Annotated in this window: 14 protein-coding genes; 9 read left to right on the top strand and 5 right to left on the bottom strand. The window is 36.7% G+C overall.

Translation table 11 applies throughout. The annotated features are described in order from the left end of the window. Window positions 1-341 precede the first annotated feature (341 nt). Complete coding sequence (locus ACT3CE_RS10130; protein WP_444709656.1) at window positions 342-1,811, top strand: sodium:solute symporter family protein; 1,470 nt, start codon at window positions 342-344, stop codon at window positions 1,809-1,811. Between the two features lie 133 nt (window positions 1,812-1,944). Here the strand turns inward: ACT3CE_RS10130 and ACT3CE_RS10125 are convergent, their stop codons facing one another. Beyond that, entirely contained in the window at window positions 1,945-4,419 is a 2,475-nt protein-coding gene (locus tag ACT3CE_RS10125) for a sugar-binding domain-containing protein (protein ID WP_444709655.1), read from the bottom strand. 212 nt (window positions 4,420-4,631) lie between these two features. On the opposite strand from ACT3CE_RS10125, the gene ACT3CE_RS10120 reads away from it, so the two are divergent. Then, a complete protein-coding gene (locus ACT3CE_RS10120; protein ID WP_444709654.1) occupies window positions 4,632-5,405 on the top strand; it encodes a hypothetical protein in 774 nt (257 codons plus the stop codon). A 163-nt stretch (window positions 5,406-5,568) separates the two neighbouring features. Here the strand turns inward: ACT3CE_RS10120 and ACT3CE_RS10115 are convergent, their stop codons facing one another. Further along, window positions 5,569-6,744 (bottom strand): hypothetical protein, encoded by a 1,176-nt coding sequence (locus tag ACT3CE_RS10115; protein WP_444709653.1) that lies wholly within the window; start codon window positions 6,742-6,744, stop codon window positions 5,569-5,571. A 219-nt stretch (window positions 6,745-6,963) separates the two neighbouring features. Here ACT3CE_RS10115 and ACT3CE_RS10110 point away from each other — a divergent pair, with 219 nt between their 5' ends. The 6 genes from ACT3CE_RS10110 to ACT3CE_RS10085 all read left to right on the top strand — a co-directional run bounded on the left by ACT3CE_RS10110 (window position 6,964) and on the right by ACT3CE_RS10085 (window position 17,598). Further along, a complete protein-coding gene (locus ACT3CE_RS10110) occupies window positions 6,964-9,822 on the top strand; it encodes a glycoside hydrolase family 2 protein (RefSeq protein WP_444709652.1) in 2,859 nt (952 codons plus the stop codon). 59 nt (window positions 9,823-9,881) lie between these two features. Further along, window positions 9,882-11,291: a glycoside hydrolase family 30 protein gene (locus ACT3CE_RS10105; protein ID WP_444709651.1), complete on the top strand. Its 1,410-nt coding sequence runs from the start codon at window positions 9,882-9,884 to the stop codon at window positions 11,289-11,291. Between the two features lie 39 nt (window positions 11,292-11,330). Continuing rightward, on the top strand, window positions 11,331-12,899 hold the full coding sequence (locus ACT3CE_RS10100) for a beta-N-acetylhexosaminidase (RefSeq protein WP_444709650.1): 1,569 nt from the start codon (window positions 11,331-11,333) through the stop codon (window positions 12,897-12,899). A 41-nt stretch (window positions 12,900-12,940) separates the two neighbouring features. After that, complete coding sequence (locus tag ACT3CE_RS10095; RefSeq protein ID WP_444709649.1) at window positions 12,941-15,511, top strand: glycoside hydrolase family 3 C-terminal domain-containing protein; 2,571 nt, start codon at window positions 12,941-12,943, stop codon at window positions 15,509-15,511. An 18-nt stretch (window positions 15,512-15,529) separates the two neighbouring features. Continuing rightward, window positions 15,530-16,417, top strand: coding sequence for a hypothetical protein (locus ACT3CE_RS10090; protein ID WP_444709648.1), 888 nt, complete (start codon window positions 15,530-15,532; stop codon window positions 16,415-16,417). A 368-nt stretch (window positions 16,418-16,785) separates the two neighbouring features. Continuing rightward, window positions 16,786-17,598 carry a nitrilase-related carbon-nitrogen hydrolase gene (locus ACT3CE_RS10085; protein WP_444709647.1) on the top strand — a complete coding sequence of 271 codons (813 nt, stop codon included), beginning with the start codon at window positions 16,786-16,788 and terminating at the stop codon, window positions 17,596-17,598. Window position 17,599: 1 nt separating this feature from the next. On the opposite strand, the gene ACT3CE_RS10080 is transcribed toward ACT3CE_RS10085, so the two are convergent. After that, window positions 17,600-17,779, bottom strand: a complete 180-nt coding sequence (locus ACT3CE_RS10080; RefSeq protein WP_444709646.1) for a hypothetical protein — start codon at window positions 17,777-17,779, stop codon at window positions 17,600-17,602. Window positions 17,780-18,652: 873 nt separating this feature from the next. Here ACT3CE_RS10080 and ACT3CE_RS10075 point away from each other — a divergent pair. Next, window positions 18,653-20,299, top strand: coding sequence for a diflavin oxidoreductase (locus tag ACT3CE_RS10075; RefSeq protein ID WP_444709645.1), 1,647 nt, complete (start codon window positions 18,653-18,655; stop codon window positions 20,297-20,299). A gap of 117 nt (window positions 20,300-20,416) precedes the next feature. Here ACT3CE_RS10075 and trpA read toward each other — a convergent pair whose 3' ends face one another. Further along, complete coding sequence (gene trpA / locus ACT3CE_RS10070) at window positions 20,417-21,166, bottom strand: tryptophan synthase subunit alpha (RefSeq protein ID WP_444709644.1); 750 nt, start codon at window positions 21,164-21,166, stop codon at window positions 20,417-20,419. A 187-nt stretch (window positions 21,167-21,353) separates the two neighbouring features. Beyond that, window positions 21,354-23,186 carry a bifunctional phosphoribosylanthranilate isomerase/tryptophan synthase subunit beta gene (locus ACT3CE_RS10065; protein WP_444709643.1) on the bottom strand — a complete coding sequence of 611 codons (1,833 nt, stop codon included), beginning with the start codon at window positions 23,184-23,186 and terminating at the stop codon, window positions 21,354-21,356. Between the last annotated feature and the right edge of the window lie 4 nt (window positions 23,187-23,190).

Genomic DNA, 23,190 nt, shown 5'->3' with positions numbered 1-23,190 from the left:
TTAGTTGAAAATGTTATCATAAAAATGATTTCATTGTTACTAAAGTTATCGATAATTTATGAAAAACTATTGCTCTAAATTCCTTTTTGCAATTATTTTTTTGTGAACTTACGCCTGAAACAGTAATTACTTAACATAGTAAATTTTTAACTATTTTTATTGCAATCGTTTCAAACAAAAAAAAAGTATATTTACATCGTTTTAAATTGAAAATTTTAGAAAAAAATAAGAAATATGATTATAGATATCTTTCTAAACTTTTCAATACAAAAACATTAGGCTTAATTAATGAAATATTTCCCTAATAGCACTTTGTACTACTTTTCTTAAACAATCATTGAATGAATCAGCTTCAATATATATCCATGATCCTTCTTGCCTTATATTTTGCAGGAATCATGATAATTGTTTTTCGCTCTAAAGCCAGCAAGAATACCGAAGACTATTTTTTAGCTGGCCGACAGCTGCCTTTTTGGGCTCTTTCGATAACTTTTATTGCCTCGTGGTGGGGCGGCGGCTCGGCAATAGACTTGGTCGATCATGGTTTTAATAAAGGAGTTAGCTCTTTCTGGATTTATGGAATGCCTGTTTTATTTTCTACTTTTTTAATGTACTTGTTTTCAACAGGAATTAGAAGAATAGGAAGCATTACACAACCGCAGTTAATGGAGGAACGTTACGACAAAAAAGTTGCTTTCCTCCTGTCGGTACTAATTCTGGTATTTATGATATTGGGTGTTGCAACTCAAGCTGTGGTTATAGGTCGTTTCTTTCAATCGTTTTTTGATATTGATTATAAAATTGCTGCTTTAACGGGAACTTGCATTGTTCTGTTTTACTCTTTCTTTGGTGGATTTAAGGGTGTAGTTGTAACCGATATTCTTCAGTTTGTTTTTCTTCTGATAGCAGCTATTGTACTCTTTATTTTTGCTTATGATCATTCTGGAGGATTTGAAAAAGTCCACGAAATTGCACTTAACAATAATAAGCCTGATTTCTTTTCTTTTTTCCACAACATATCCAATAATTTCGTGTTCATAATTACCTTTGGATGTTCATGGATGATTCAGGCCAATATCTGGCAACGAATTTCTGCCACAAAAGCACCCGGAGATGCGAAAAAAATGATGGCTTTGGCTTTTGTGGTATTTATACCCTTATACTTAATTGTTACCCTAACAGGAGTTCTTAGTCTGGGTTTATTCGATTCGGTACCCGAAGGAGGAATTGTTCCGGCCATAATAATTCAATACATGCCTTTAGGGCTGGCTGCTCTTATGTTCGTTGGATTGTGCTCGGCAATTATGTCGACCATGGATTCTATGATTAACACCGGGGCTTTGGTATTAAGTGTAGATCTCTTTAAAAGAAAAATACGCCCGCAGGCAAGTCCGATGCAAATGGTTTGGATTGGTAAAATATCAAGTCTGATTATAGCATTACTAGGCTTACTTATAAGTCTTGAAATACGTTCAATACTGAGAATTTCGTGGGTTGGATCGGATTTTTTGGCTACCGGAGCTTTTGTGCCATTAATACTTGCTTTTATCTGGAAAAAAGGAAACTCAAAAGGTGCTTTTGCCTCTATTCTATTTGGACTGCTTTTTTCAACTTACAACCTGCTTATTGCTTTGAGCATAAAACTACCAGCATTTTGGGAGATTGCTTCGGTACAACAGGCTCTTATCGGAATGATTGCCTCGGCGGTGATATTTATACTTGTTAGCTTACTTACAAAAGCTAAATCCGATAAAGCCAGTGCGTTTATAGAAAAAGCAGGAATGTTAAAAACCAAACACAATAATCTGTAAACTTTTTTATTGTGTGAGAAATACCAGAACTCTAAAAAAATGACAAAAAAATAGTAGCAAAGCATAAGCCATACTACTATTATTTTTCACTATCGAAACATTATAGATTATTCAAATCCGAATCCTGAATAAGCTACAATTCTGTTTGCAGTTCAATTTTATTAGATTTTAGCTTACCTGCCCGAGCAGATATTTTTATGTTTCCAACCTTGCGTGTGCTTTGAACCAAAAGCATAGCACGTCCCTTATGCGTAACAATAAAATTCGATTTGTGTTTTTGTACATTCCTGTCCCAACCATTATCAACGCCAATATTTACACCTTCTCCTTCTACGGTAAACTCAATCTGCATTTCTTTATCGGGAACCAATTCTCCCGATTTTGTTTGCAAATAAGCCTGCAGATGTACCACATCATATCCATTGGCCTTCATTTTAATACGATCGGCTTTTAAGACCAATTTCGAAACCCACTTCGCTGTGTTAATTTTATACTCACTCTCCTTTTGCGATTCATTAAATCCAACAGCTCTAACTTCTCCTTCGGCATAAGGCACAAGATATTTTACAATATGATCCTCAAAATCATCAGGATTCTTTACTCCATAACTTTTCTGGTTGATAAATAATTCTACCTTGGGTGAGTTTGAATAAACCTCAACAAACACAGAATCTCCTTTTTGGTAGTTCCAGCTTTGCTCTACATCTTCAAACAACCATTTATCTAACCATCCTTCAATACGGTTATCTACCCATTCACCTTCTTTTTTTATCCATTGTGCTTTTTTAGCATGCTTAGTGGCCAGATATGTATATGGCTTATCGCTCCAGATAGTTCGAAAAAAATGTCCTCGAGGGGTATAAAAACCACAAAAATCGAGTAAAGAAATATCCAAACCTTTCCATGGATAAGGTCCCGATTCTCCTAAATAAGCAATTCCTGTCCAGATAAAAATACCTGCAATAAAATCACGATCGACAGCATCTTTCCACTCTTGATATGTTCCCCAATTTTCGGAACCATACATTATTCTGTTTGGATAGTTCTTATGATCGCTATCGTAGTTAACTGCCCGATAATTGTATCCCATAACATCAGGTACATCGAAATACCCTGTTATGTTACCAGCCTTTGGCAATACTCCACCTGTTGTTACAAAACGCGATTGGTCAACTTCCTTAATCCATCGTTCAATCTCTTCTGCAGTTTCTTTTAATTCATCTTTCCCATTTATTGTTTCGTCCTTTAAAACCTGATTCCCCAATCCCTGATTGCTTTTCTCCATCTTATAGTAATAGGGATAGGTCCACTCTATTTCGTTCCCCATACTCCACATAATAATAGATGGATGATTTCGAGAGTAACGAACCATATCTTTCACATCCTGCTCGGCCCATTGTTCATAAATATCACCATAACCACATTCCAGTTCCGGACGCATATCTTTAGCAAAACGACTGGTAATCCATTTGTCTTTATTTCTTCTCCATTCATCTAAAGCCTCGTTAATTACTACAAACCCCATGTCATCGCACAATTTTAGTAAACCAGGATCGGCAGGATTATGAGACATGCGAATGGCATTAACTCCTATGTCTTTTAAATTTGTAAGTCTTCGCTTCCATACGTCGCGGATAAAAACACCTCCAACAGCACCTGCATCGTGATGCAAGCAAACCCCCTTCAGTTTTATGTTTTTATCATTTAAAAAGAATCCTTTATTGGCATCAAAACGAATCGAACGAATACCAAAATCTACTTTGTATTCATCTTTCAATTCTTTTCCTAAAAACACCTGAACTTCGGCCGAGTATTGATTTGTTTCTTCTAAACTCCAAAGTTTAGGATTCGCAATATTCAATATCATAGATGTTGTATCCACATCTAAAACAGTAAGTTTTTTAGAACTACTTGAAACCAACTTACCTGTTTGGTCTTTAATAAGAACTTTAAATTTTAGTTTTTGTGCTTTTGCCAAAGTATTTTTTACAATAGAACTTACTTTTACTTTTGCTTGTTTTTGATTAACCTGCGGCGTTTCTACCCATACTCCGAACTGTGGCACATGCACTTTCGATGTACTTACCAATCGCACATTCCTATAAATACCCGACCCGGTGTACCATCGAGAATTGGCAAAGTTTGAATTATCAACCTTTACGGCAATCACATTTTGCTCATCAAATTTTAAATACTTGGTTAACTCGTAAGAAAAAGCAGAATAAGCATAAGGCCGTTTTCCTAAATAATGCCCATTAATCCATACTTCGGAATTGCTGGAAATGCCATCAAATTCTATATAAAACAACTTATTTTTTTGATCTTCGCTAAGCTTAAAGCTTTTACGATACCAAGCTATTCCTGTGGGTAAAAATCCTGTTGAACCGGAAGTATTTTCGGTAGTATAAGATTGTTCAATGCTCCAATCGTGTGGCAGTCTTAATTTGCGCCAAGCGCTATCGTCATAATTAAAACTATTTGCATTGGGTACATCTCCCAAATTAAATTTCCAGTTAAAATTAAAATCTTCAATTGTTCTAACGCCATCTGCCTTACTGGTAATGGTAATCAGTAAAAGAAAAAAAAGGACAAGACTAACTCTTTTCATACATTTAGGTTTTCATTTATTTACACTTACAAGAGGTAAACAATTCATATTTATTTCGAATAATACTACTTAATTACAAGCAAAACTATAACAAGCGGAGCGCAATTAATTGTTCTATCTTATCAATAGTTTAGCTATATTGACCAATATTAGTTGGAAAGTTGCACCACACAGATAACAGAAAAATAAATTTGAGAATTTATATTCAAATCATGAGACAAATACTGCAGATTTTAGTTTTATTGTTTTTACCATTATATTCTTTAGGACAATTGGAAAGCTATGGGAAACTAATTAATATTGAAGATAAAATAACAGAATCAAAAGCAAATACAGAAGAGATAAAAAAACATGATCTACGAAAGTTTTGGTTTAAAAATAAGACCGAACGTCGTTTTGCATACATTGGAGATAATTTTCAAAGATTAAAAATTGTTTTTCTCTCGGTAATTCAAAATACTGAAAACCCGCTGGAATATTTCGTTTATGGAAAAAGTAATGTATCTGATAATGTTTGTCCGTTTCAAGGTAAAATTATTATTAAAGATTCTTACTACATAACAACTCTTGAAAATCCCACTGCAAATTCAGGTATTATAATTGGTGAATATGTATTTTTTGAAGATCCGGACACTATTCATTCGGGTATTTTTAAAGGAATGTGCACAAGCCTATGGTACAAAGATAGTAATGGTGACATTAAATATGATAATCGCAATTCGGTTTCTGATTCTTACAATAACAACCAATTTACAGGCACATGGACTCAATATGGAAAACACAAAAATAAAACAGCAAATTGGGGAGATAGTAGAATTCCTGAATCGGGAAAACTAGATACTGGTGCTGGTGAATTTAATCCCAGAAAAGAATTCATGAAAAATGGCTGGGATTCATACATAAAAGCCTGGAGCGGCGGATACAGTAAAACCCAAACAGAAAATGCCCGAAAAAAAGAACAAGAAAAATGGTGGAAGGAAAAATAAACTTTATTTCACTTATCTACAAATGAATAAAGAACGACTACATAGTACTATTTTCATTGATTTCATTTTTTGTCCATTCGTATTTTTTCGAAATGGTAGAAACAAATCCAATATAGAAATATTCATTTTTCACTCTTAAAACAAAGTAAAGAATTTTCAAAATCTACTTCAAAACCTCTAACTCTACCAATAGACAGCTAACATCAGTTCGTTGCAAGCCACTCACCTCAAACAAAGCATTAAAATACTTCGATTCATCTGGTAATTGTTTTGCAAATTCTTTTAAATATGTTTTATCCGTAAAATTTCGCACCGTTGCCATCACACCAATATCATTATTCGACACAAAATACAAGACATTTTTACCATTACTAAGAGGTGCATAAGAGACCATAGCATATTCTACTTTTTGATTTTCACCAAAGCGAGTATTGTAAATTTTTTCGGCATTCCCATTTTTATATTTAAAACCATCATCAAAAATTGCAAACACTTTACTATCCTTTAAAAATAAAGATTCGGATAAATTCATGGTTTTATGTTGCCCAACAAACAAAAGGTTATGATTTCGCACATCGTCGTAGCTAAGCTTACTTTCTAACTCAAGATCAAAACTACTTTTGTTTTTTGTAAACCAACTACTTAATGAATGAACTGTGTATGGGGCCATTTTCGACATTAAAGTATAATCGGTTAATTGTAAACTTTTCTCGGGATGCTGCTTACTATATTTAATAAAATCGTTGTCGTTGTTAATTTCGCGATACAAAACTGCTCGTTCCTTTCCTTCTGGAAACCTCTCTCCCACTACGAATTGATCCGAAACAACAAGAAGGTTTTCAGAATTGGATTCAAAGTAAGACTCCCAAATAAAATTCGGTTTATCAGCAATTGTTTTCACAAGAAAAAAGCTCAGAATTACCAGTAACAATATCCCTGACAGAATTTTAATATATTTTATCGGGATATTAATTGTGTCGCCCTTTTCTCCTCTTGATTTATGATATTCTGCGGGCGATAAAAAGCTAAGATTGCACTGTCCTTTACGAATTTCGAACAGAACAGATTCATTGGTGCTGGTATTCTTATAATAATCTGCCAGCTTATTGCGAAGCTTGTACATATATGAACGAACCGTGCTGTTGCTTTTGTTTTCCGAATAATCAATTCCATAAAGTTCACTGCCAATGGTAATCTCGTTTATTTCTTCGCACGCTATTGCCTTTTCAACAAGGTATTTTAGCAAATTACTATTAGTAGGTGAGTTTACAAACAGTTTGTGAGAACAGATATTATCCAGTGCCTCTTTAATAAATTTTTCTTCCTTTTTATTGATCATACCACACAAAAATAACATGTTTTTTCTCTAATTCACACATTCTATTTTAAAATCATTTACTTTTCTGATTTTGAACTACTTAATCAATCATATTTAACCGTTAAATCACCGTTGCAGTCGCCGTTTCGGAACTCAAAACAAAGAAAACAATACAAGAATAAGCTACTTTCATCTGTATTATTGTAGTAAACAATACCAAACGAGTAAAAATCATCTCTAATGAATAGTAAAGCTATACTAACAGGTTTGTTTTTGACTTTCGGAACATTCGTGCTAGCCAGCTCAACAGATGGCTATCCGAAAACGAATCGTACAAAACAGAACATCAACCTAAATTGGAAGTTCTCTAAGATGTTGAAATCGGAGAAACCTATAGCAATTGCATTCGACGATAAAAAATGGGAAGATATTTGCCTTCCACACAATCCCGATCCGGTTTCGCTTTGGTTTGAAGATGCTAATGATATCTGGACACAGAAGGAATATATGCGTGACCAAAACTGGTACCGCAAAAAATTGTACATTGAATTGGACACCAACGAAAAAGCATTTATCGAATTCGAAGGTGTTCATAATGCCACCGAATTGTGGGTAAACGGAAAACATGTAGGTCGTTACTCAGTCAATGGCTATGTGCCTCATCATTTCGACATTACTAATTTTGTAAAATCTGGCGAACAAAATACCATCGTAATTAATGCCGACAACAGCTTTAACCCAACAATCGCACCCGATCCAGACCAAACTGACTATTTAAAATGGGCAGGAATATATCGTGATGTATATTTGGTAAAAACCAACAAACTGCATGTGAACTTCAACTGGGAGGATTTTGATGCAGGTGTGCACATTACCACTCCTTCAGTTAAGAAAAACAATGGTACCGTATCGGTAAAAACAACGGTTGTAAATGAATACAGCAAAGATGCCGATTGCCGCATTGAAACCATGATTGTGGATGCTGAAGGCTATGTGATTAAGAAGCTAAAATCAAGTACAAATATTACAGCAGGTCAACAAAAAATATTTCGCCAAACTACTGAGATAAGCGACAATTACAACTTATGGTCACCTAATAGTCCTTATTTGTATCGTGCTATTTCAGTGATTTACATGAATGATAAAGCAGTTGATTTTGTAGAAAACACCTTTGGTTTCCGTTCAATTGAATTGGTAGACGGACAAGGTTTGTTACTCAATGGAGAGCCTTTCTTTATGGTAGGTGTAAACCGTCATCAAAATTACCCACACATTGGTGATGCTGTTCCCAATTCTATGCACTACGAAGCCGCTTTACGCTACAAACAAGCTGGAATGAATGCCATTCGACTATCGCATTACCCACAAGACAATTCGTTTATTGAAGCTTGCGATGAATTGGGCATTTTGCTTTACGAAGAACCATCAACCTGGATTGGCTGGCACCAAGACAAGTGGATGGATAATTTGGAACAGTCACTTCGTGTGATGGTTCGTAATCATCGCAACCACCCTTCTATTGTTATTTGGGGAGCAGGTATCAACCACCGTGGCCCTGTACCCCAGCTCAACAGTGCAGCAAAAGAAGAAGATCCTTATCGTTTAACAGCAAGTGCTTCAAGCCCGTGGTGTGGAATTAAAAATGCGGGTGTTACCGATATTTATGCCACCATGGATTATCGAAAAACAGATTTCCCTGAGAGCGATTTCTGCATGGTGATGGAGCATGGTTTTTCGGAAAATGGATTAGGACAACAACAACATATTTCGAGATATAAAAAGCGTAACAACAACATTGGCACTTTGCTTTGGGTGGGTGCTGATTACAACCACCTGCGCGAGAACACCAAAAAAACCGACATGATTACAGAATATGGCTTGCAAACCATTTACCGCGTGCCTCGTCCTGCTTATTATTGGTATAAATCTGAGTTGACAAATGCGCCTTTCGTACACATTGCCGATCAATCTATTTATAAAAATCAAAAAATTCATGTGTACAGCAACGCTCCCGAAGTTGCACTTTATGCCGATGATAAATTGGTGGCCATCCAAAAACCAGACAACGACCTACTACGAAACCTAAACAATCATCCTTCATTTACTTTCCGCTATAACTGGACCAATGAAAGGTTAGTTGCAAAAGCACTTTACAATGGCAAAGAACAAACAAGACATTCGCGCACTAAAACAGGTGAAGCTTATGCCCTAAAATTGGCGGTAGACAACCCAGATCTATCACTCACAGCAGGCGGTTCCGATCTGAAAATGATTCGAGCTTATGTGGTTGATAAAAATGGCGAAGTAATTACCAACACCGATGTAAAAGTACATTTTGAAGCGCGTGGTGCAGGTTCTATTGTGTATGCCGACAAGGATTTTGTAAAAAACATGCAAGCCTATCATGGTGTTGCAACGGTTTATCTAAGAGGAAACACAGAAGTAGGCGATGTAAAAATAAAAGCGACTTCTGGAAAACTTAAGTCGGCAACTTTATCTTTAAGCACTACTCCATTCCAATCGGATGAGCTTGCTCACAAAGCAAAGGCAATTTACGATTACCCAATCCATAAAATTGATTTACAAACCAAAGGTCAGCTTTCGCAATTTGGCTGGAAAGTTGAAGAAGGTGGTGCTACTAAGGATTTTTCGTTCAAAACAGATGAATGCAGCTTCACCATATCAGCCAACACAAATTTGAAATGGCGCAAAGGAACTTATGCCATGCTCGGAGATTTAGCTTTTATGGGCTGCGATGGTGTATATGTAGGTTCGGGCAAACTCAAGCTTACTTTAAACGGATTGCCTAAAGGAAAGTATCAACTAAAAACCTACCATCATTCTTTCCAAAACAAAGCAAAACTTTTCCCTTACAACATGAAAGTAGAACGCAAGGATGCGAGCGGTGAATTCTCGTTTGTTTCAGACGATGATCATGTGGGTTTGTATGATGGAAAAGATGTTGGGGAGCGAAAACCAGTATCAGTTACCAACTACATCGAAAGCGATGGACTTAATCCGGTAAGCATTTCATTTGAAACGGATAAAAAGGATGCCGAAACCTGGTTGAACGGTCTGGAATTTAAAAGAATTAAATAAATCGTGATAGTTGGGACTCTACTTAAGTCGCTTCATCTTGAATTTTAAAAATATACAAAATGAATATTCTACAAAAAATAAAATTCATTAGCCTTGTTAGTTTACTGATTATTGCTCAAATGGCTTGTGCACAAGAAAGTCCAAGTGTAAAAATATGGGCGGCTAAACTTGATAAAGGTGAAGCTGCACCTCTATTCGAAGTGAAAAACGACACGGAAGGTAAAAAGGCAGGTTGGAAAAACCGCATTTACATTCAGCCGAATGTCACTTTTCAAACAATAGAAGGAATTGGTGGTGCATTTAACGAAATCGGTGGCGAGGCATTGCTTTCTCTCTCGAAAAAAGAACAAGATGTAGTCATGAACAATCTATTTTCGAAAGACAAAGCTGGTTTTACGTTTTGCCGAACGGCTATCGGCGCAAGCGATTTTGGAATAAATGCTTATAGCTATTCGATGACAGCTGATGATTTTGAAATGGAGCATTTCTCTGTTGATCGAGATCAAAAATACGTCTTGCCTTACATCAAAAGTGCATTTGCTATCAATCCTAACTTCACTCTATTTGCTTCGCCATGGAGTCCTCCGGCATGGATGAAAGAAAGTGGCAAGATGGTTGGTCTACAAAAAGAAGGCAACCGCATGAAAAGTGATCCTAAAGTTCAAAAAGCTTATGCCAAATACTTTGTGAAATATGTACAGGAGTATGCAAAAGCAGGTGTAAAGATTGACCGAATTTGTATTCAGAATGAAAATGATGCCGATACAAAATACCCAAGTTGTATTTTTCCGGCCAAAGAAATGGTTGCTTTTGCCAACAAATACATGGCTCCTGCTTTCAAGAAAAATAAAATCGAAACGAAAATTTATGCCGGAACGTTCAGAGCTGCCAACCAAATGGATTTGATGGATTTTGTTCAGTGTAAAAACATGGATGGCATAGATGGTATCGGCATTCAATACACCGAAACAAAAATTATTAACGATGCAAGAACTTTAGTTCCCAACATGAAAATCATACATACCGAAGGGGATTGTTATAACGGGAAAAATTCTGCTGAGGAAGCCGGAAACCGATTGAAGGAAGTGGCCAGCTACATCAACAGTGGAAGCACCAACTTCACCTATTGGAATATGATTTTGAACGAAACCACTAAAAGTGGTTGGGAATGGCCACAAAACTCACTTATCAATATCGATCGCAAAAACGGCACTGTACAATACAATCCTGATTACAACGCCATGTACATCATCAGTAAATTCATTCAGCCTGGCGATGTACGTATTGCCTCGGTAAATAGAAGTAATAGTCACCCCATTATTACCGTAAAATCTCCTGATGGAACTATTAAAGTTTTGCTGCAAAATACGAATGAAAAAGATGGAGTATTTGAACTAGTTATTGGTGAAAAATCTATAAAAGTTCATGCTCCTGCTCAGGCAATTACGGCAGTAGAACTAAAAAAATAATATTTAGAACCTAAAATAACACAATTAAAATAAATTGATATGAATAGTAAACAACTTTTCTTTTTAGTAGCAATGACACTACTCTTGGTCAACAAAGCCAAGTCTCAAGACATTACAATTATCCCTGAACCTGCAAATATCAAGATGTCTTCAAAAACATTGATATTTTCAAAAGAAACGTATTTAAACATAGATAAGAGCACGAAGAATAGCGCTTCATATTTAATAAAGCGTCTAAAAGAAGGCTTGAATTTAACATTGTCTGAAGATAGCCAGTACAAATCTAAATTATCTTTAATTTTGGATACTACTTATTCAGAAAACAAAGAAGCATATTCTTTAACCATTGACGAAAATATTGAGATTCGCGCTGCAGGAGATGCAGGATTGTTCTATGGTGTACATAGCTTTCTTCAGTTGCTACCCGCTAATGTGTACTCGAATACAGGGAAATCGCAAGGAAGTTATGAGTTGCCTCAACTCATTATAAAAGATGAACCTCGATTTGCCTGGCGAGGGCACATGCTAGATATTGCACGACATTTTTTCGACAAAAATGAAATTATGAAAACAATAGATGTAATGGCGTCACACAAGTTAAACGTTTTACATCTTCACTTATCAGACTTCGATGCCTGGAGAGTAGAAATAAAAAAATATCCGGAATTAATTAATGTAGGATCAAGAGGACATCACACAAGCTATGCAAAAGGGAAAGCTCGATACTATCTTTCTCAAAACGAAATTAAAGAAATAATTGCTTTTGCTCAAACCCGCCATGTAATGATTATTCCAGAGATTGATATGCCAGGTCACTCCACAGCTGCGGCTCGCTCTTATCCTGAGTATTTTGACGGCAAAGCCACCTATAACCCAGCCAAAGAAGAGTCCTTCGAGTTTATTTCTGACATTATAGACGAACTCATAGCGATATTTCCCGCTCCATATTTTCATATGGGAGGCGATGAGGTTTCTAATCAAATGCAGTGGGAAGATAGGGCTGACATAAAAGCTTTAATGGAAGAAAAAGGTTTTGCCACCTTAGATGAAGTAGAAGGTTATTTCGATGCTCGAGTAGTGAATATGGTGCTTGACAAAGGAAAAATTCCTATAGGTTGGAACGAGATGGCACATTTTGACGTGGATAAAAGAGTCCAGTTTCAGTGGTGGCAAAGTGATTTTAGTACACCAACAGGACAAAAAGCTATAGCAAACGATCATAAAATTGTTATGTCTTCAAGCAGCAAGCTTTATCTCGATTATCCTCAGCAATTTAATGAGCCAGGATGGGGAACAGAAACAAATAGTCTTAATGAAATTTATTTATGGGAACCCATTCCGAGTTCCTTATCTACAGAAAAAGAAAAATGTATTATCGGTGTCGAAGCTCCACTATGGACAGAGTTTGTGGAAAGCAACGAGTATCGTCAGTTTATGACTTACCCGCGTTTAGCTGGGCTTGCTGAAGTGGCATGGTCGCCAAAGGGTAACAAAAACTTGGCTGGCTTCAAAAAACGTATGGAATATCAGTATAAAAGATACAAAGCACAAGGAGTGACTTACCGTGCACCGGGAACCCATTCTGGGGATAAATACAAAGTGAATTAAGCTTGAAAGAGAAGAAAAAAATCCGTATTAATAGTTGGAACATGAAGAAAAAAAACATCTATATTTTAGTATTTCTACTAATAGGGAATATAGCCAACGCTCAAATCTGGAAAGATCCCAATGCAAAGCTCGACGCACGCGTTGACGACCTGTTATCGAAATTAACACTGGAAGAAAAAATAAGCTATTGCGGATCAAGAATCCCTGAAGTAAAACGCTTGGGCATTCCTTATTTTGAATGGTATGGCGAGGCTCTCCATGGAATTATTGGCTGGAACTGCACACAGTTTCCTCAGAACATTGCCATGGGAAGCACCTGGAACCCAGACCTGATGTTCGATGTAGCAACGGCAGTATCGAATGAAGCACGCGCTTTAAAGAATACAGGCTCTAAAGAAGTGATGATGTTCTCTCCTACAGTGAACATGGCGCGCGATCCACGTTGGGGACGTAATGGGGAGTGCTACAGCGAAGATCCTTTCCTGATGTCGGAGATAGCACGAATGTTTATTCGTGGTATGCAAGGCAACGATCCTAAATACACTAAAACAGTGACTACCGTAAAGCACTACGTGGCAAACAATGTAGACAAAGGCCGCGAAAAGCACCATTCGTACATCAACAAAAAGGACCTATACGAATACTATTTTCCGGCTTACAAAACTTGTCTTGTAGATGAAGAAGCAACTGGGATTATGACTGGACTAAACGGTCTTAATGGAATTCCGTGTTCGGCTCACGATTGGGCGGTAAACGGAGTTTTGCGCAAAGAATGGGGTTTTGAAGGTTATGTTATTGCCGACTGGGCAGCTGTTCAAGGACTGGAAGTGAGAATGAAATATGCGAAATCTCAGCCAGAAGCTGCAGCAATGGCCATAAAAGCAGGTGTTGATCAGGAGTGTTTCAGAAATGATAAGCGACAAGCACCCATGGTGAATGCCTTGAAACCTGCCATTGAGCAAGGTTTAATTACAGAAGCAGACTTGGATGTATCTGTTCGCAGATTGCTACGCTTGCGATTTATGACTGGCGATTTTGATGATCCATCACTAAATCCGTACTCAAAAATACCAGCAAGTGTAATGGAATGTGATGCGCACAAAAAATTGGCATTGAAAGCTGCCGAACAAGCCATTGTCCTTTTAAAGAATGATAATGTACTTCCCCTAAAAAAGGATACCAAAAGTCTTGCAGTGATTGGACCTTTTGCCAATAGATGTTGGATGGGAATTTACTCTGGCTTCCCAAATAGTAAAATTAGTCCACTAGATGGACTTAAGAAAGCAACTTCTGCCAAAGTAAGCTATGCCGAAGGTTGCGATGTGCTTGCTGATGCTGATGACGACAAAAAAATTGCTGAAGCGGTAGCCTTAGCCAAAAAATCGGAACAAGTTATTTTGGTAGTTGGAAACGATGAAAGCACTTCTACCGAAAATGTTGATCGTAAATCTTTACAACTTCCGGGCAATCAGCACAAGCTGATTAAGGCAGTTCGGGCTGTAAACAAAAACATCATTTTAGTACTTGTACCAAGTGGTCCAACAGCCATTAAATGGGAACAAAAGAACATTCCAGCAATTGTGTGTATGTGGCCAAACGGTCAGGAACAAGGAACTGCATTGGCCAATGTCTTATTTGGCGATGTAAACCCTGGCGGAAAACTGAGTTCTACATGGTTTAAATCGGATAAGGATTTACCTGATTTCAACGATTACAACATTCAAAGCGGACGTACCTATATGTATTTTAAAGGCAAGCCATTGTACCCTTTCGGTTATGGATTGAGCTACACCAATTTCAAAATTGACAATGTAAAATTGAGCAGTGAAAAAGTTAATCCTCTGGAAGATCTTATTGTATCTGCAAACATAACAAACACTGGTAAAATAGACGGTGACGAGGTTGTTCAGGTGTACATTCATGATGTGAAATCTTCGCAAAAAACACCTATAAAAGCCCTGAAAGGTTTCAAACGCATTAGTGTAGATGCTGGAAAAACTAGATCAGTTGAAATTAAACTTCCTTACGAAGCTTTTGCTTATTATGATACCATACAAAATCAATTTATGGTAGAAGGTGGTGTGTTCGAAATTATGGTGGGTAGTTCAAGCGAAAGTATTGCCGAAACAAAATCCGTGAAAGTAAAAGGTGGCCTTGTTCCTGCAATAAAAGTGGGACAAAAAAGCGGTTATTTTAATGCCAGGGACGAAAACAGAAAGCAAAAATGGGATTGTATCTACTCAGATAAAACGGCCATGAATTCATCAGAAAAAGGTAAAGCAGATGGCAAGGAATGGCTTGAGTACGAAATAACATTTGTGGATCCTGGTTTTTATGTGAACACCTGGGAAGCGGAATTAAACTTTACTTCAGCTACAAAAGAAGCAATTGTAGAAACATCGATGGCAGGAGCCAAAATAGGTTCATACACCATTATGAAAAATCAATTGAAGCTACCAATTCGCATCCCAATTCCACCAGAATACGGAAAACCAGTTCGATTAAAAGTAAAAACAATGCATGGTGAAGTAAATCATCACTCCATTAAAATTATTCCTCCGGGAGGTAAGAAGCCTTTTGTGGTTACCAAAGTGGTTGCTAAATCGGAATAAAAAAGTAAAATTATACGTATGAAAACAAAATACACATTACTATTTTTTGTAATGCTGGCACTTACTTTGGGCAACTCGTATGCCCAAAGTTGGGGCTACAATAACAACCGAATTGCAATAAGTTTCGACGGAAACAGTGCTCCCGATCATCAGTACAAATGGCCTATAGGTGACCCTGATGATTGGGGTGCAAGTGCAGCAAGCCTTGCAATTATAGCAAAGTTAGGTTTACAAGATCAATTGGTGCATTGTTCATACAATAATTTTATTGATGCACCTGCCGGGCCCGACAGCGAAAATCAGAATAAGATAAGTTGCGATGGTGCAATCAGTAGGTGGCATTTTAATGCAGGCAATTTTTATGATGTTACAACACAATTGGAGGAGGCTAAAACAAATTTAGCCTCTGAAATGGCCTCATCTACCGCCGATAATCCTCTGTACTTTATTCATGCAGGATTATCTGAATTTGTTTATCAGGCAGTAAAAAAAGCAATCGATCTGGGCGGATTAGAAGCGCTTAAGTATGTAAAACTTGTTTCGCACAGTGGTTTTAATGAAAATGAAACCCGCAGAGATTGGCATCATACATGGAGTGATATTCAGGAACTTTGTGGCAATAGAATTCAATATCATAAAATTATAGACCAAAATGCTTGTGGTAAGCCAGATGTGTTATGGTGTTCGGGAAAAGATTTTTCGCCTTGGTATTGGATGCGCGACCATCAAGACGAGGGGATTCGCTTTTTGTACAAAAGAGCACAAGCGCACAAAGCTGGCAAAGCCGATATCTCGGATGCAGGCATGTTGTATTGGTTATTCACTGGAGATGAAAATGGAAGCCCAGAAAAATTTAAACGCTTTTTAGGTAATGGAATCTTAAATTCAATGCAATTAAGTAAATGAAAAAATTTAAACACAAAGAGAATAATTGCACAATCCATTAACAACAAACACCAAAATCACCGATTTACAGAGAAAAAACCAGAATCCAGAGGATTCAAATGTTTGTAGATAATTCAGCACAACATAGAATATGACCCCAGCGGAGTAAATACCCCTAGCTTGAATCATTGCTCGAAAACACAATTTTGGCTTTCTATTTCTTCTCAAGCTATGAAACGTAAGAATTTTTGATAAATTTAAAATGGAAATAAAACTCATTCTGCAGCCAATTGCATACCTAAATAAATATGCATGCATTTGCCCATAAAAATTAAATTTCCAGAGCTATTTTTACAAACAAAAAACAACCCTTAACTAAGCGATAGTAAATGAAAGTTGCTGCAGTACCTATAAAGTCAATTATTGGAGACCTTAACTTCAATCTGGAAGAAAGCATTAAATGGCTCACCAAACTCAGTGCTCAAAATGTTGATTTTGTTCTTTTTCCAGAAATGAACCTGACAGGATACACCAAGAATATTGAAATAATTAAAGATGCTAATTCCAGAAAAGAAGATATTTTTAATTGTTTACAAAAAGCTTCCTCAGATTTAAATATAGCTTTTGCAGTAGGCTTTCCCGAACAGGTAGATATGAAATACTACATATCGCAAATACTATTTGACAATGGAAAAATTGCAGGCATTCATCGTAAAACACATTTAGGTCCAAGCGAAATGAATGTTTTCACGGCTGGAAACGAAATTGCTGTTTCAAATATAGGACAGCAATTTATAGGCATGCAATTGTGCTACGAATCGCATTTTCCGATAGTAAGCAGCATACAAGCAAAACTAAAAGCTAGCATATTAACTTATTCTTTTGCTTCGCCAAAAGAAAACTCTGCAACAAAACTCGACCGATTTGAACAATTTTTATGCACCCGAGCCTACGATAATTCCTGTTATGTAATGGCCTGTAATTTAAATAGTACATCCGATAAAGGAACACTTATTCCGGGTTTAAGTATTATTATTGATCCCAAGGGGAAAATAATATCAAAATCCTTAGAAAACAACATCAGTATATGTACTATCGATAATGAAAAATTAAACAAAATCCGAAACTCAAAAATGGCATGGTTCAACAAACATAGCCGTAATGATTTATATGCAAAATATTATACTAATGAACTGATGTAATTTATCCCCATAAGAGATAAAATATCTCTGCCCCCAAACCTGCAAATTGCAAATTTACAGGAACTGGAAAAAATTTAAGCACTAAGGTAGCCCCACCTCCTCCTCTTTCAAAATCCTCATAAACACGAATCCGTAACAGCACATTCCCTTTCCGTAACCTGGTTCTCGGTTTTCGCAACATCAACCACCTTTTCAGTAATATAGGCTAATTCTTCCGTGACATCCTTTTGCGTTTCCGTGACACAAACCTGCTCTTCCGTATGTCACGGAACAAGAAAATCGTGTCACGGAAGGGGTACCTCGTGTCACGGAAAGCAGAAACCCCTGTCACGGAACAAGAAAATCATGTCACAGAAGAGCAAAAGCTTGTCACGGAAAAGCTTTTTTATGTCACGGAAGAGGTAAGGTCTTGTCACGGAAGGGGTATCTCGTGTCACGGAAGTGACTTCTCCTAAAATAACTTGACAGATTATTACTGTTTTTTGGATTGTAGTATTTTATTTTTATCCAGTAACGATTTTACCTGGCCATTTAGCTGTTAATAACAATTACTCAGAATGGACTATTTGCCGTAATATCTGTCCAATAAGCTAGTGTATATTATTAAGAACTGAACTACTAGATGGCAATCCTATTTTATGGGTAATCTTATTTACCTGTTTGGTAAGTTGGTTTGTATATTTTATGCAATTACACAAAAGGAAGAAACTTAAAAAGAAATAAAACAAAAGCCAGCGTGAGCTGCTTTCTTCATCTTAATAAATTTTAGCTAATGCACAATACTATCGCCTTGCTTGGGTTTATCAAAAACCACACGATGGAATCTGCAGCATCAATGGGAAAATCTCATAACCAGCAGATAATTAGCTCATGATAAGTTTTACAAAAGAAAAATAAAAAGATCATCGAATAGGTCTGAAGCTTCTCAATAGATTTTTATGAATAAAAATCACAAACAGTTGCCCATTTAGAAAACAAATTCACTATTTTTATTTAGTTTGATTCCAAATATGGATGATAATGAATTTTTCAGTCACAAATTAAATAAAACTTCATGGCGCAATTTATATATAAGAAAAAGCCTCAGTCTTTTTCCTTTCAGAACATAAAAGGTTTTGCTTCACCCATTACCGTATTATATGGTGGAAAAACGGGCAACTCAAAATTTATTGCAGAACAATTAAAAGAGCAATTTCAAAAATACGAATTGTATCCTTCTGTAATTAGCATGAACGATTATGATGTTAATCATTTGCCAAACGAGAAGTATCTTTTTATTGTGGTAAGTACTCGCGGAGAAGGTGATCCCCCAGCACAGGCAAAAGCTTTTTACAAGCACTTATTTGGTAAACAGCTTGGCCACTTGCCTAACCTTAACTATTCTGTATGCGCTTTGGGCGATTCTAGCTATCAAAATTTCTGTAAGACTGGTAATGATATCGATTCACAATTGAAAAAGCTTGGAGCTAAAGCTTATATCCCTTTAATAAAATGCGATTTGGCATTTAAAACAAAAGCGGAATTCTGGGCATCATCATTACTAAATAAGTTCCAAAACAGACTAAATGGTGATAAGCTGAATTTAAAATTTGGAACGCCTGAAACAGGTCCGACTTTTACCCTTCGGGTTAAGGATAAATACCCTCTTACCAGCAAACAATCTACGTGCGAAATTAGTCATCTAATTCTGCAAACCAATCATGCTGATTTCACATATCAGCCTGGCGATTCTCTGAGAATTAAGCCTAAAAACCCTTATTCTCTGGTTGTTAAAATTATGCTTTTGCAGGATTATTCGCACGATACAATTGTGCGGTATAAAGATAAAAAAAAGAGTATTGAAGAATTATTGGTTACCAAGTTGGAATTAACCAATTTGAGCAAAGATGTGCTAAAAGCTTATTTGCAGCATACAGGAAATAAAGATTTAAAAAGCTTGTTTAAGAACGAAAACAGATTGTTTAAATACCTTCAGCTAGCCGATGTGTACGATATGTTACACGATTTTCCCTCCCAAATCGAAGCTCAGGATTTATGTCTTATTCTCGATAAAATAAATCGCAGAGAATATTCTATAGCATCGAGCGCGAATAAAACTCCAAACGAAATTCACTTGTGTGTAAAACAATTTAATTACTCCCTATTTAATCGTAATCGGATAGGCGCTTGTTCTTCGTATATAAACAAAGGCTTACAAGTAAATTCCAGTCTTAAAGCACAACTTATTCCGAACAATAATTTCCGATTACCAGAAGATGATAAACCAATTATAATGATTGGTGCAGGAACAGGAATTGCACCTTTTATTTCGTTTATGAATGAAAGAAATGCCTTAAACTCTAAAGCTAACAATTGGTTGATATTTGGTGAAAAACAAAAGAAACATGATTTCTTATATGAGAAAGAACTGGAATCTTTTGTAAAAAATGGCATTTTAAATAAAATGGATTTGGCATTTTCTCGCGATAAAGCAAAAAAAGTTTACGTACAGGATATACTTGCACTTAAGGGAAAAGAAATTTATCAATGGCTCGAGAATGGAGCTCACTTCTATATCTGTGGCTCTATTGCCATGGGAAAATCCGTTTTAAACAATCTTTTATTATTGGTCGGAAAAGAAGGAAAATATAGTAAAAACGAAGCTTATAACTATATTGAAAACATGAAGCAATCTTTACGTTTACACGAAGATTTGTATTAAAACACAGCTTTACTATTTAAGGAATAAATTAAATGCCATATTAAAATGCACCCACAAAGTAAAATCTAACTTTATGGGTGTATTTTATTGGGCTAGCTTTACTAATTCTACTAAATTTTAAAATAAGGCATCAATAAAATCAGCAGCATTGCCTTTTTCCAAAGCTTTTATAAATGCCGTTCCAATAATTGCTCCGTTTGAAAAACCAGCCGCATGCTGAAAGCTTTGCTTGTCTCTAATTCCAAAACCAATTAAGGAAGGAATATCCAAACTGGCTACCTTTTTAAAGTAGTCTTCCCTCTCCTTGCTTTGCTCTACTGCACCGCCCGTAGTTGCCGATGTAGAAACCATGTATAGGAAACCTTTGGCAGCCTTTTCGATTTTAGCCATTCGCTCGTTGGTTGTTTCTGGCGTAACCAACAAAACATGATACACCCCGTGCGCCTCAAACTTCGCTTGGTACTCCTCATGGTATTCCTCCAAAGGTAAATCGGGCAATATCACCCCATCAATACCACAAGCCTGGCAATCGGCCAAAAATGCATCAACACCATACTTAAAAACTACATTCCAATAACCCATTAATAGTAAAGGCATTGTTATGGTTTTGCGCGCATCTTTTAGCTGTGCAAATAACTTCTTTAAGTTCATACCATTATCGAGCGCTTGCTTGGCTGCCAATTGGATTACCGGCCCATCGGCCAAAGGATCTGAAAAAGGAATTCCAATCTCCACCAAATCAACACCTTTATCCTGCAAAAGCTGTAAAGTAGGAAGTGTATCTTCCAGGCTTGGATATCCTGCTGGAAAGTAAATCGATAAAATATCTTTTCCTTTATTTTGAAATAATTGATCTATTCTGTTCATGATAAACAATGAATAATTAACAATTAGAAATTAATAATTTACTTAATCCCAATTGTTAATTGTTAATTACTAATTCTCTTAATTTATAATACCCTCCTCTACCTATCGACTCCACAAAAACTTTCGGAATCTCCTAAAAAAGAAGAATTTTGAAATTGGCTACTTTTTCGTAATTATTAATTCTTAATTACTCATTATTAATTGCCCTCATATAGGTTTCCATATCCTTATCGCCTCGTCCCGATAAATTTAGCACAACCACATCGTCCTTGGTAAAATTCAGTTGATCTAAAGCAGCCAAAGCATGTGCTGATTCCAGGGCAGGAATGATTCCCTCCGTTTTTGCTAACATTTTAGCAGCATCTAATGCTTCCTGATCGGTAACCGATAAAAACTGTGCTCTACCCGATTCTGCCAAATGCGCATGCAGCGGGCCAACACCAGGATAATCCAGACCCGCTGAAATAGAGTAAGGCTCGGTAATTTGTCCATCTTCATCTTGCATCAGCATGGTTTTACTTCCGTGAATAAAGCCAATATCGCCAATGGTAATAGTTGCAGCTGTTTCGCCGCTCTCAACACCCATTCCCGAAGCTTCAACTGCTACCAGCTTCACCTCTTTTTCATCCAGATAATGATAAAAAGCACCCGCAGCATTACTCCCTCCACCTACGCAGGCAATTACATAATTTGGGTTCGGATTTCCGGTTTCAACGATCAATTGCTCGCGAATTTCTTCGGATATGATAGACTGCAAACGAGTTACCATATCTGGGTAAGGATGAGGACCTACTACCGATCCAATTAAATAAAAAGATTGGGGATTAGCGATCCAATCGCGGATGGCTTCGTTGGTTGCATCTTTTAAAGTCTGATTTCCTGAAATTGCAGGCACAACCTTTGCTCCCAACATTTTCATACGAGCCACATTTGGCGCCTGACGTTCCACATCTAAAGCACCCATATACACAACACATTCTAAGCCAAACAAAGCACAAACCGTAGCCGTTGCAACACCATGCTGCCCTGCTCCTGTTTCTGCAATAATCCTGGTTTTACCCATGTATTTGGCAATCAGAATTTGCCCAATGGTATTGTTAATTTTATGTGCGCCTGTATGCGTTAAATCTTCGCGCTTCAGGTAAATATTTGTATTGTATTTCTTCGATAAGTTCTCAACCTTAGTCAACGGAGTTGGTCGTCCCACATAGTTATCCAACAATCGCGCATAATCTTTCTGAAACTGCTCTGAACTTAATATTTTCAGGTAATTTTTGCGCAATTCATCTGTGTTCTTTCGTAACAATTCCGGAATGTAAGCTCCTCCAAACTGTCCATAGTAACCACGATCGCTTACTGCATATTTATTATTGCTCATCTTGTTTTTTCTTACTGATTTTACAAACTCTTTTACCAAACCAACTTTCTTTACTGCCGGACTTTCCTCAAATCCTGAATTAACATCTACACCAAATAACCTGGGATGCTGAAAGGCTTTTACCGCCTCTACATCGTCAATTCCAATACCGCCACTTAAAAAGAAAGCGGTTTCTCCTTTGTACTTTTCTAAAATCTGCCAATTGAATTTTTTCCCGCTTCCACCATAAGATTCCGATTTGGTATCAAACAGAAAATAATCACATTTTTTATGATAGGATTCCAATTGTTTAAATTGAAAGTTATCATTCACCTGAAATGCCTTAAACACCTCTAAGCCTGTATCTTTAATTTTTTTACACGTTTCTGGTGTTTCGTCACCATGTAACTGAATAACATCCAGTCTATATTTTTTTGCCAAAACAAGAATCTGCTCTACCGATTCATTTACAAAAACACCAACTTTTCGGATATCAGAAGGAATCGACTTTAAGATTTCTGCATCAAAATCGTCACCTAGAAAGCGTGCAGATTTTGAATAAAAGATAAAGCCCATATAGTCCAATGGCAATTCCATTAGCTCTTTAAGGTTATCTTTGTCGCGCAGACCGCAGACTTTAATTTTCAAATGCTCCGTCATCATATCT

It is taken from the genome of Marinifilum sp. RC60d5 (genome assembly GCF_052400665.1).
Lineage (GTDB): Bacteria > Bacteroidota > Bacteroidia > Bacteroidales > Marinifilaceae > JBQTGK01.
Note: the sequence above shows the minus strand (reverse complement) of the source record. Positions and strands in the feature narration are given on the sequence as shown.

Bases quoted from the DNA above. Each gene is read 5' to 3' on its own strand.
- ACT3CE_RS10100 (WP_444709650.1), top strand. From the start codon at position 11,331: ATGAATAGTAAACAACTTTTCTTTTTAGTAGCAATGACACTACTCTTG.
- ACT3CE_RS10085 (WP_444709647.1), top strand. From the start codon at position 16,786: ATGAAAGTTGCTGCAGTACCTATAAAGTCAATTATTGGAGACCTTAAC.
- ACT3CE_RS10075 (WP_444709645.1), top strand. From the start codon at position 18,653: ATGGCGCAATTTATATATAAGAAAAAGCCTCAGTCTTTTTCCTTTCAG.
- ACT3CE_RS10125 (WP_444709655.1), bottom strand. From the start codon at position 4,419: ATGAAAAGAGTTAGTCTTGTCCTTTTTTTTCTTTTACTGATTACCATT.
- ACT3CE_RS10130 (WP_444709656.1), top strand. From the start codon at position 342: ATGAATCAGCTTCAATATATATCCATGATCCTTCTTGCCTTATATTTT.
- ACT3CE_RS10090 (WP_444709648.1), top strand. From the start codon at position 15,530: ATGAAAACAAAATACACATTACTATTTTTTGTAATGCTGGCACTTACT.
- ACT3CE_RS10065 (WP_444709643.1), bottom strand. From the start codon at position 23,186: ATGATGACGGAGCATTTGAAAATTAAAGTCTGCGGTCTGCGCGACAAA.
- ACT3CE_RS10080 (WP_444709646.1), bottom strand. From the start codon at position 17,779: ATGTTGCGAAAACCGAGAACCAGGTTACGGAAAGGGAATGTGCTGTTA.
- ACT3CE_RS10095 (WP_444709649.1), top strand. From the start codon at position 12,941: ATGAAGAAAAAAAACATCTATATTTTAGTATTTCTACTAATAGGGAAT.
- ACT3CE_RS10105 (WP_444709651.1), top strand. From the start codon at position 9,882: ATGAATATTCTACAAAAAATAAAATTCATTAGCCTTGTTAGTTTACTG.
- trpA (WP_444709644.1), bottom strand. From the start codon at position 21,166: ATGAACAGAATAGATCAATTATTTCAAAATAAAGGAAAAGATATTTTA.
- ACT3CE_RS10120 (WP_444709654.1), top strand. From the start codon at position 4,632: ATGAGACAAATACTGCAGATTTTAGTTTTATTGTTTTTACCATTATAT.
- ACT3CE_RS10110 (WP_444709652.1), top strand. From the start codon at position 6,964: ATGAATAGTAAAGCTATACTAACAGGTTTGTTTTTGACTTTCGGAACA.
- ACT3CE_RS10115 (WP_444709653.1), bottom strand. From the start codon at position 6,744: ATGATCAATAAAAAGGAAGAAAAATTTATTAAAGAGGCACTGGATAAT.